The organism is Catenibacterium sp. RTP21428st1_D7_RTP21428_210409 (assembly GCF_040227455.1).
In the GTDB taxonomy this organism is placed as follows: domain Bacteria; phylum Bacillota_I; class Bacilli_A; order Erysipelotrichales; family Coprobacillaceae; genus Catenibacterium; species Catenibacterium mitsuoka_A.
In genome coordinates this window covers 1-10,824 of sequence record NZ_JBEHVX010000080.1, presented here as the reverse complement: position 1 = coordinate 10,824, position 10,824 = coordinate 1, and the positions used below count along the sequence as shown (strand labels likewise).

Below are 10,824 nucleotides of genomic sequence, written 5' to 3'. Positions count from 1 at the left end.
TATACCACAAAAGACGGACCTCGGTCCGTCTTTTGCTTTTTATGAAACTATAATGAGTTATTTACCCGTTACAGCCTGCTTTTAATGTGCTTAGAACTCTCGCAATCTTACTTGCACAGTTTGCTTTATACTGTAGATGATATGTTTGACATAATTCTTCAAATTGTTTAAGTCCTTTTTCTTCGTCATTCACTTCAAATTCTAATTCATAATCAGTGATTCCGTTATAATGATTTTCATCAAGAGATAACATACCTGAATCAAAAGGAACATCTCTTCTAATAGTAGTCAAAGAATAAGCCTGTTTAATAAGACTTAAATTAAATCCCTTATTACTTAATAAACGAGTAATCTCATTATCAGGTATTTCACCTTTTTGAATCATTTCTAAATCTTCTTTAGTAATTTCTAGATTATGTTCTAGACGACCATTCTTTTCAGGAATCTTTAAAGTCATCTCATAATAACCTTCTTTTTCTCTTATACGAAGACTATAGCGTAAAGCACTTAATTCAATACTTGTAAGATAATAGTTTGTCTGACTATAAGTATGCCCTTTGAAGTCATTCATCAATTGATTGAATAGAGCTTCACTTAATAACATCTTATATTCTATTTCAAGATTTTTTTCCATAATTTCTCCTCATTTTATCAAATTATATACTTGAGAGATAAACCCGTCAATACAAGTCATATTGCGTAAAAAGGTAATAGAAAGTATAATAATAGCGGTGATAAAAAATGAAAAGATATGCAATTGTGTCAAAAAAAGATGATGTATCCCGTCATCTTGCTGCTTTGATTAAAGATGAACTCAACGAACTGATTTATGATGAAGAACATCCAGATATAGTGATTTCTGTAGGTGGAGATGGAACTATGATTTATTCTATTCATCGTTATGAGCATGTTTTAAATGATGTCTCATTTGTAGGAATCCATACAGGAACACTTGGGTTCTTTACAGACTATTTAAAGGATGAATATAAACAGCTTGTAAAAGATATTATTACAAAAGAACCTGAAATCTTTGATCGACATCTCTTGCGTATTTCTTATAATGGAGAAATCTTTCATGCTTTAAATGAAATGCGTATAGAGAATAGTTATCGTTCACAGGTTATAGATATGTATGTAAACGATGAACATATGGAAACATTTAGAGGAAACGGACTTTGTGTCAGTACGCCTTCAGGTTCTACTGCATTAAATAAATCATTAGGTGGGGCAGTGATTAATCCTAGCTTAAGACTGATGCAGGTGACGGAAATAGCTGGTATTCATCATAATGCTTATCGTTCTTTAGGCAGTCCTCTTATTTTAGGAGATGAGGATGTAGTGCGCTTTGAGACAGATTTTAGCGAGAATGCGGTTTTAGGTATTGATACAGATATTTATGAATTAAAGGATCATGATGTCATAGAAGCACGTTTATCTAAACGTGTGGCTCATTTCTGTGATTATCGTCATGTATCATTTGTGAAGAGATTGAGGAAATCATATCTATGATCTTGCAGTTTGAAATAGATGAACAGCACAAAGATATGCGTTTAGATGAATTTTTCTATTTACATGGTATTTCTAAGAAACTAGTCAAAGATTCTAGAAATCATGGAGAGATATTAGTGAATGGAGAAAAGCAGTATTTGTGTTATAAGACAGTAACAGGGGATAGTGTGGCTATTGTTTTTCCTAAAGAAACAAGTCATGTGATTCCTGTAGATATTCCCTTAAAAGTTGTATATGAAGATGATTATTTGATGATCATTGATAAGCAGCCTAATCTTGCCTGTATCCCTGTTAAGAAGTATTTAACAGAGTCATTAGGAAATGCGATTATGCATTACTATCAAGTAAATCATATTGAGAGTGCAATTCATTTAGTAAATAGACTTGATAAAGAAACATCAGGGCTCATGATGATTGCGAAAAGCCGTTATGTTCATGATGCTTTTTCTCATGATATCAAACAGGTGAAACGTGTATATCATGCACTTGTAAAAGGCAATCCAGGACAAGGCACTGTCAATGCGCCTATTGACCATGCAGAAGGTCATGGGACTAAAAGAGAAGTAAAAGAAGGCGGTAAAGAAGCAATCACCCATTACCGTACTATTAAAACAACTAAAGACTATTCTTTAGTAGAATGTAAGCTAGAAACAGGACGTACGCATCAGATACGTGTTCATATGGCTTATTTAGGATGTCCATTAGTAGGAGATCCACTTTATGGTGAAGGAAAAGGGTTCTATCTAGATAGTGTAGAAATAGCCTTTAAACATCCTATCACACAACAATGTATGACTTTAAAGAAGGTGTTCAACGATGTACGAATTAAAAAAATTAAATCTTAAGCAGTCAGAAAAATATATGACTTATAAATGTAATGAATATGGAAAGCACTATAAGAAGTTCTCTAGAATTATTCCTGTAGTTGTGATTATCACATTAGTGGCTGCTTTTCTTGTTCCAACTCAATCTAAAGTAATCTATGCTCTTGGGGTGGCTATTACTGCTGGCTTATTCTTTATGGTTTATAGCTATTATAAACAGATGGTGAACTTAAAAGAGGTACCTACAGTACCTTGTGAATATGTGGTTACACCAGTGAAGTATAATGAGAGAGTACAGCTTAAGACAACTAAGGGGGATAATCTCTTATTTGCATTTGTAGAAAAGAGTCGTTCTATTTATAAGAATGAAAAAGAAGCACTTATTATCTATGTACCTGAAACAGGACATATTTATGGTGAACATGTAGCTTTACTTAAAGATATTAAGGGTTAGTTATATGAAATAAGAAAAACGGCATACCTCATGAGAGGCATGTCGTTTTTAGTATTGTTTATGTTTTACATCACGAAGCTTATTCTGATAATCAATATCAATAATAATACCTATTGCGAACATATATGAAAGTAATGAAGATCCTCCATAAGACAGCATTGGTAAAGTAATACCAGTAATAGGAAGTAATCCAAGAATCATTCCAATATTCCATGTCTGCTGGAAGATGAGACATCCAAATGTCCCCATGATAAATGTCTTATCACGAATATTATCACTCTTTAAGCCGATATTTAAGATAGTGATATCAAATGCTGCAATGGCAAGTAAAGTGATGAGTGCACCTACATAACCAAAATCAGTCGCGATAACAGAGAAGATAAAGTCTGTCTGTCCTTCAGGGAAGACCTTGACAACAGCTCTAAAACCATGTCCAAACCATCCTGCAGTCCCATAAGATAACTGTGCAAACCATGACTGTAACCCTTGATTGCCAGTTGTTCCTTCAGGATCTAGCCAGCCATAAATACGGTCTAGTTTATGCCCTGAGATGATAGATGTAAAGACTCCGTTCTGGTAGATGAATAAATAAGCCATTCCAAGTACACCTACTACTGCAATCACTAAAATAAATAGGAACCAGTTTCCATTCATACCACTTGATAATAATACAAAGAAAACAGCTGCCATAATAATCATCATAACCCCTGAGTCATTCTGTAAATAAATAAGAATAGCTGGTGGTAAAGAAATCTTCATGACTTGAATAATATACTGGATTTCACTGTCTGTTGTCTTGATTAAAACATGATCATTATATTCCTGTGTAATTTTCGCAAGGTACATAACCATGATGATTTTCATGAATTCAGAAGGCTGAAAACTAAAGCCCGGGATGTTATACCAGGAAGTTGCACCATTAGTAAACTTTGCGAGTGGGACAATATGAATGTGTAGTAGTTTTGTATAGACAAAATGATCCACGGCAAGTCCAATCAGTAATACAATAAAAACCATATATAATGTTTTGATATGAGTATAAAGGGTATCCTGACCTATTTTATAGATAATATAACTTAAAGCGCCACCTAATACATAATAAAGCCCTTGTTTAAGCCATAGCATGTAAGGATTCGCAATGTTAGTCATAATTGGTGCAGCACTTGCAACCGCAAAACAACTGATGGCACCAAGCAATATAATTAAGGCAATAAGAGGATATTTCTTGAGTGTTTCTTCAAGGTTTTCCATGCGTGCCCTCCTTTTTTCTTTTTACTTTTTTCATTCTTATAGTATACTATATTTTAAAGATACTTCAATAAAAAGGAGTGTGGTTAAAGTGTCTAAAAATATGATGATTGGGATTATTGCGGCAATCGTAGTTGTACTTGTGATTGTTGTAATGATGACTCGTAAAAAGAAAACAAGTAAAGAACAATGTCCGATTGATGCAGATCTATTAATTAAAGCATTAGGTGGTAAAGACAACATTACTGCTTTAGAAGCATCACCTTCTAAATTAAAGGCGACTTTAAAGCAGGATAAGGATCTTGATGTTGAAACAATTAAAACACTAGGTGCTAGTGGTATTGTGGCAGGTCATTTAACACTTACTATGATCTTTGGTAAAGCATCAAGTATTATCTGTGAAACTGTGTTAGAAAAAATTAAATAAGAGGTATTGTTATGAAATTTAAGATGGTACATGAAAACTATAACGTTAAGGATCTAGATGTTTCTCTTAAATTCTATGAAGAAGCATTAGGCTTAACTGAAAGAAGACGTAAGGTGAGTGAAGATGGAAGCTTCATTATTGTATATGTTGGTAATGAAACAACTCCATTTGAATTAGAACTCACATGGCTTAAAGATCATCCACAGGCTTATGATATTGGTGAAGAAGAATTCCATTTAGCTTTTCATGTAGATGATTATGAAGGGGCACATGCATTACATGAAAAGATGGGATGTATCTGTTTTGAAAATCCTTCAATGGGCATCTATTTTATCCAGGATCCAGATGGATACTGGCTTGAAATCATACCAGAAAAATAGTCTAGGAAATGCATGCTGCATTTCCTTTTTTTTGTGAAAAAATAATTAAAAAATATTTTTAGATAGGAAAAAAGTTATTAACGTAAGCGTATTATTCCCAAAACTACAAATATATTATTACTAATTTCGGGAAATAAAACAAACTTATGAGAAAATTTTTTATCACGAGGTAAAAAATGTTATACGTTTACAGAAAACGCATACAAAAATGTAAGCAAATCCATAGACAAACATTTTGAATAATGGTATATTGAAATCGCTGAAAAGGATGCGTAACAAAATTCAGTGGTTTTTTATACTTTAAGGAGGAATTGTTACAATGGATACAAATCGTTTTGCTGATGCGTGGGCTGGATTCAAAGGCCGTTTATGGAAAGAAGAAGTGAATACTAGAGACTTCATTCAGAATAACTACAAACCATATGATGGCGATGAATCATTCTTAGCTGAACCTACAGAAGCAACTAATAAATTATGGGGCAGATTACAGGAACTTCAGGCAGAAGAAAGAGCTAAAGGCGGAGTTCTTGATATGGAAACTGAAGTAGTTTCTGGTTTAACTGCTTATGGACCTGGTTATATTGATGAAAGCATGAAGGACTTAGAAACTGTTGTTGGTTTACAGACAGATAAGCCTTTAAAGAGAGCATTCATGCCTTATGGTGGTATCCGTATGGCTGAACAGGCTTGCGAAACTTATGGTTATACACCAAATCCTAAATTACATGAAATTTTCACAAAATATCATAAGACTCATAACCAGGGTGTATTTGATGTTTACACTCCTGAAATTATGAAAGCACGTCATAATAAGATTATCACTGGTCTTCCAGATACTTATGGTCGTGGACGTATTGTTGGTGACTACAGAAGAGTTGCCTTATACGGTATCGATGCATTAATCGATTGGAAGAAAGAAGACTTTGCTAACTGTGGTAGCGGATCAATGACTGAAGACATCATCAGAAAGAGAGAAGAAATTGCTGAACAGGTAAGAGCTCTTAATGAAATGAAGAAGATGGCTGAAGCTTATGGTTATGATATTTCTAAACCAGCTACTAATGCTCGTGAAGCATTCCAGTGGTTATACTTTGGTTATTTAGCAGCTATCAAGACTCAGAATGGTGCAGCTATGTCAGTTGGACGTATCTCTACATTCCTTGATATCTATATTGAAAGAGATTTAGCTAACGGTACATTAACTGAAAGCGAAGCTCAGGAATTAGTTGACCATATCGTTATGAAATTCCGTATGGTTAAGTTCGCACGTATCCCATCATACAACGCATTATTCTCTGGTGACCCAGTATGGGCTACACTTGAAGTTGCAGGTTTAGGTACTGACGGACGTTCAATGGTTACAAAGAGTGACTACCGTTTCTTACATACATTAGAAGATATGGGTCCTTCTCCAGAACCAAACTTAACAGTTCTTTATACAGAAGCATTACCAGAAAACTTCAAGAAATACGCTGCTAAGATCTCTATCGATACTTCATCAATTCAGTATGAAAACGATGATGTTATGAGACCTGTATGGGGCGATGACTATTCAATCTGCTGCTGTGTATCAGCTACTCAGACTGGTAAAGAAATGCAGTTCTTCGGTGCGAGAGCTAACTTAGCTAAGTGCTTAACTTATGCTATCAACGGTGGTATCGATGAAAAGACTAAACAGCAGGTAGGTCCTGAATATAGAGGAATTACTTCTGAATATCTTGATTACGATGAAGTTATCAAGAAATATGATGCAATGATGAGCTGGTTAGCAGATTTATATGTAAATACATTAAACTTAATCCAGTACATGCATGATAAATACTACTATGAAGCTGCAGAAATGGCATTAATCGATACTGATGTTCGTAGAACATTCGCAACTGGTATTGCTGGTTTCTCACATGTAGTAGACTCATTAAGCGCAATTAAATATGCTAAGGTTAAGACTATCAGAGATGAAGATGGTATCGTAGTTGATTACGAAGTTGAAGGTGACTTCCCTCGTTATGGTAACGATGATGACAGAGCTGACAACATCGCAGTTTGGTTATTACATACATTCTTAGAAAAGATCAAACAGCATCATACATATAGAAATTCTGAACCAACTACTTCAATCTTAACAATCACTTCTAACGTAGTTTATGGTAAGGCTACAGGTTCATTACCTGATGGACGTAAAGCTGGTGAACCATTATCTCCAGGTGCTAACCCAGCATATGGTGCAGAAAAGAACGGTTTACTTGCTTCATTAAACTCAGTTGCTAAGTTACCTTACGAATGGGCATTAGATGGTATCTCAAATACTCAGACAATTGCTCCAAGTGCATTAGGTCATGACGAAGCTGAAAGAGCTGATAAGTTAGTAACAGTTATGGATGGTTACTTCAGACAGGGTGCTCATCACTTAAACGTTAACGTATTCGGTAAAGAAAAGTTAATCGATGCAATGGAACATCCAGAAAAACCAGAATATGCAAACTTCACAATCCGTGTATCTGGTTATGCAGTTAAGTTCATTGACTTAACTAGAGAACAGCAGTTAGACGTAATTGCTAGAACTTGTCACGATCATATGTAATAATTAAAACAGTCTCTTAAGAGACTGTTTTTTATAGAGGAGGAGAATGTGATGAACGCTCGTGTACATTCCGTTGAAACATTTGGTCTTGTAGATGGACCAGGTGTACGTTTTATCTTATTTCTACATGGATGTCCTTTTAGATGTCAATTCTGTCATAACCCAGATACATGGGCAAGTCAGAAGTTTGAAGAATGGACACCACAGCAGGCATTAGACCGTGCCTTACGTTTTGAACCTTATTGGGGTAAAGATGGAGGTATTACTGTATCTGGTGGTGAACCACTTGTACAGATTGATTTCTTGTTAGAATTCTTTAAACTTGCTAAAGCAGCAGGAATCAATACATGTATTGATACAAGTGGTGCATGCTTTACAAGAGAAGAACCTTTCTTCTCTAAGTTTGAGGAACTTATGAAATATACAGATCTACTTATGGTAGACATAAAAGAAATCAATGATGAAAGACACCAGGTATTAACTGGTGCTTCAAACAAGCGTGTTCTTGATATGATTCAATATTTGAATGATATCAATAAACCTATCTGGATTAGACATGTACTTGTTCCTGAAAGAAGTGATTATGATGAAGATCTTCATGCTTTAGCTGATTATATTGATACTTTAAGTAATGTGAAAAAGGTAGAAGTTCTTCCTTATCATACTCTTGGTGTATATAAGTGGAAGGAACTTAACTTAGAATATAAGCTAGAAGGAATTGATCCACCTACAAATGAACGTGTAGAAAACGCAAATAAGATTCTACATACAGATAAATATAAATAAGTATGATATAATGTCTCCTAGAAGGAGGCATTTTTCATGGATGAATTGCTTTTTGATGAGAATTATATAGTATTCTTACAAAATCAGAGTTTGGATACATTATGCAGCCTTTATTATGAGGTACACAATCAATTAATGGATATTATTCATACTCATAAAGGGGAAGAAGACTATAAAATAATTACCGCAAAACGTGCAATGATTGAAGGTACAATCATGTCAAAAGTGATGCAGGAGCATGGTTATTCTTTGGATCAATATGCATATTATAAAAATGATAAGATGGTTGCCTGAAAAATGTAACAGTATTCAAATGTCCGTTTACTTTTAGGAGTAAATAATTTAAAATATGAGTGATTGCTATTATGGAGGTAAAGGATAATGAAATTAGGTACTATTGAAGGTGGAGGAACAAAGTTCGTCGTTGGTGTTGGTGATGAGAATGGTAACATTTTTGAAAGAGAATCTTTCCCAACTACAACACCAGAAGAAACAATGAAGAAAACAATTGAATTCTTCAAGGATAAGGGTGTAGAAGCTATTGGCTTTGGATCATTTGGCCCAATTGATCCAGATAAGACAAGTCCTACTTATGGAAGTGTCACTACTACTCCTAAACCAGGATGGTCTAATCATAATGTCGTAAAGGATTTAGAAGAAGCATTTCCAGGTGTTCCTGTAGGATTTGATACTGATGTAAACAGTGCATGCTTAGGTGAAGTAGAATTTGGTGCTGCTAAAGGATTAAATAGCGCATTATACTTGACTATTGGTACAGGTGTAGGTGGAGGTGCTGTTGTAGAAGGTAATCTTGTACACGGCTTACTACATCCAGAAATGGGTCATATGAAATTGATCACTCGCCCAGAAGATACTTATAAAGGTAAATGCCCATATCATGGAACATGTTTTGAAGGTTTAGCAGCTGGACCAGCTATTGAAGAACGCTGGGGTAAGAGCGCTAAAGAATTACCTGTTGATCATCCAGCATGGGATTTAGAAGCTTATTATATTGCTCAGGCTTTATGTATTTATATTCTTACAATTTCACCTAAGAAGATTATTTTAGGTGGAGGTGTTATGCACCAGAAACAGTTATTCCCAATGATTCATAAATACGTTCAGGAAATGTTGAACGGTTATGTTGCAAAAGAAGAAATTACAACAGATAAGATCAAGGATTATATTGTTTATCCAGGACTTGCAGATAATGCAGGATTTTGTGGTGGATTAGCACTTGCTAAACAGGCATTAAAGAATAAATAAAAAGCAGGCATAGCCTGCTTTTTTTAAAGGAGGATAATACATGCAATCACTTAGAGAACTTTATAAAATAGGAATTGGTCCTTCTTCATCTCATACTTATGGACCGATGAAGATCGCTGAAAGAATTAAATCACTTTATCCAGATATGGAAAAGGTACATGTTGATCTGTATGGTTCTTTATCTTTAACTGGTAAAGGACATTTGACAGATAAAATCATGCAGAAGACATTTGCACCTGTACCATGTGATTTTTCTTTTAAGAGCGGTGAATTACCTTATCATCCTAATGGGATGTTAGTTACAGTATATTGTGGTGGAGAGGCATTAAAACCTATTGAAGCTTATTCTATTGGTGGAGGAGAAATTTACTTTAAGGGAGACTTAGAAGAGGAGAAGGTAGAAATCTATCCTCATCATACAATGCGTGAAGTCATCGATTATTGTGAAAATGAAGGATTATCACTTTATGATTATGTCTTACGTTTTGAAGATGAAAACTTTAAAGAATATTTATTTGAAGTTCTTGAAGCAATGTTTACCTGCGTAGAAAATGGGTTACATACACAGGGAATATTACAAGGCAGTCTACAATTAAAAAGAGTAGCCGGTTCTATGTATCAACAGGCTTTAAATACACATCATGAAATGGCTCAGGAACGTTTATTTATTGCTAGCTATGCCTATGCAGTTTCTGAAGAAAATGCAGATGGTCATATGATTGTCACTGCACCGACATGTGGTGCAAGTGGTGTACTACCAGCTATTCTCTATTATGCACATCATCAGATGGGCTTAAAAAAGAGAGACTTAGTCAAAGCACTTGCGATTGGAGGATTATATGGTAATACAGTTAAATATAATGCGACTATTGCTGGTGCAGATGGAGGATGTCAGGCAGAAGTAGGAACAGCTTGTGCAATGGCAAGTGCCTCTATGGCCTGGATCAATGAGTTAAATAATAGTCTCGTTGATTATGCAGCAGAAATGGGATTGGAACATAACTTGGGATTAACATGTGACCCAGTAGATGGTTATGTACAGATTCCTTGTATTGAAAGAAATGCTTTGGCTGCATTACGTGCTTATGATGCGGCTATGCTTGCAGGACAGTTAGGTTATGTACGTAAGAATAAAGTACCTTTCGATACAGTTGTAAGAGTTATGAAAGAAACAGGCAAAGACTTGAATGTTGCTTATAAAGAAACATCTCTAGGAGGTCTTGCAAAAGAATTGAAATAGTGATTTCACTATTTCTTTTTTTATAAAGGGGGGAAAGTGTGAAACAAAAATCAATCAAAACGTATAAAAAAAGACAAACTTAAAAACAAGTTTGAATAATTTAGAAAAA

The 10,824-nt window shown here is 34.8% G+C and carries 12 protein-coding genes; 10 read left to right on the top strand and 2 right to left on the bottom strand.

What is annotated here, in order from left to right:
- Window positions 1–61: 61 nt before the first annotated feature.
- Window positions 62–634 (bottom strand): CYTH domain-containing protein, encoded by a 573-nt coding sequence (locus ABUA27_RS10310; protein ID WP_349820661.1) that lies wholly within the window; start codon window positions 632–634, stop codon window positions 62–64.
- 107 nt (window positions 635–741) lie between these two features.
- Here ABUA27_RS10310 and ABUA27_RS10305 point away from each other — a divergent pair, with 107 nt between their 5' ends.
- Genes ABUA27_RS10305 through ABUA27_RS10295 form a run of 3 tightly spaced genes read left to right on the top strand, consistent with a single transcriptional unit; the run spans window position 742 to window position 2,787 of the window.
- Complete coding sequence (locus ABUA27_RS10305; RefSeq protein ID WP_129980897.1) at window positions 742–1,509, top strand: NAD kinase; 768 nt, start codon at window positions 742–744, stop codon at window positions 1,507–1,509.
- Window positions 1,506–2,354 carry an RluA family pseudouridine synthase gene (locus ABUA27_RS10300; RefSeq protein WP_129980896.1) on the top strand — a complete coding sequence of 283 codons (849 nt, stop codon included), beginning with the start codon at window positions 1,506–1,508 and terminating at the stop codon, window positions 2,352–2,354. The genes ABUA27_RS10305 and ABUA27_RS10300 overlap by 4 nt, the downstream gene beginning before the upstream one ends.
- On the top strand, window positions 2,326–2,787 hold the full coding sequence (locus ABUA27_RS10295) for a hypothetical protein (RefSeq protein WP_117458296.1): 462 nt from the start codon (window positions 2,326–2,328) through the stop codon (window positions 2,785–2,787). Before ABUA27_RS10300 ends, ABUA27_RS10295 begins: the two co-directional genes overlap by 29 nt.
- 48 nt (window positions 2,788–2,835) lie before the next feature.
- Here ABUA27_RS10295 and ABUA27_RS10290 read toward each other — a convergent pair whose 3' ends face one another.
- Window positions 2,836–4,038, bottom strand: coding sequence for an FtsW/RodA/SpoVE family cell cycle protein (locus tag ABUA27_RS10290; protein WP_303352624.1), 1,203 nt, complete (start codon window positions 4,036–4,038; stop codon window positions 2,836–2,838).
- Window positions 4,039–4,126: 88 nt separating this feature from the next.
- Here ABUA27_RS10290 and ABUA27_RS10285 point away from each other — a divergent pair, with 88 nt between their 5' ends.
- The 7 genes from ABUA27_RS10285 to ABUA27_RS10255 all read left to right on the top strand — a co-directional run bounded on the left by ABUA27_RS10285 (window position 4,127) and on the right by ABUA27_RS10255 (window position 10,715).
- A complete protein-coding gene (locus ABUA27_RS10285) occupies window positions 4,127–4,462 on the top strand; it encodes a PTS sugar transporter subunit IIB (RefSeq protein WP_217747863.1) in 336 nt (111 codons plus the stop codon).
- A gap of 11 nt (window positions 4,463–4,473) precedes the next feature.
- On the top strand, window positions 4,474–4,842 hold the full coding sequence (locus ABUA27_RS10280) for a VOC family protein (RefSeq protein WP_278243997.1): 369 nt from the start codon (window positions 4,474–4,476) through the stop codon (window positions 4,840–4,842).
- 319 nt (window positions 4,843–5,161) lie between these two features.
- A complete protein-coding gene (gene pflB, locus ABUA27_RS10275; RefSeq protein ID WP_221711467.1) occupies window positions 5,162–7,423 on the top strand; it encodes a formate C-acetyltransferase in 2,262 nt (753 codons plus the stop codon).
- A 51-nt stretch (window positions 7,424–7,474) separates the two neighbouring features.
- On the top strand, window positions 7,475–8,209 hold the full coding sequence (pflA, locus tag ABUA27_RS10270) for a pyruvate formate-lyase-activating protein (protein ID WP_129980891.1): 735 nt from the start codon (window positions 7,475–7,477) through the stop codon (window positions 8,207–8,209).
- 36 nt (window positions 8,210–8,245) lie between these two features.
- Window positions 8,246–8,503, top strand: a complete 258-nt coding sequence (locus tag ABUA27_RS10265) for a hypothetical protein (protein WP_022424480.1) — start codon at window positions 8,246–8,248, stop codon at window positions 8,501–8,503.
- 87 nt (window positions 8,504–8,590) lie between these two features.
- Window positions 8,591–9,475, top strand: a complete 885-nt coding sequence (locus ABUA27_RS10260) for an ROK family protein (RefSeq protein ID WP_022424481.1) — start codon at window positions 8,591–8,593, stop codon at window positions 9,473–9,475.
- Window positions 9,476–9,515: 40 nt separating this feature from the next.
- A complete protein-coding gene (locus tag ABUA27_RS10255) occupies window positions 9,516–10,715 on the top strand; it encodes an L-serine ammonia-lyase, iron-sulfur-dependent, subunit alpha (RefSeq protein WP_349820660.1) in 1,200 nt (399 codons plus the stop codon).
- Window positions 10,716–10,824 lie beyond the last annotated feature (109 nt).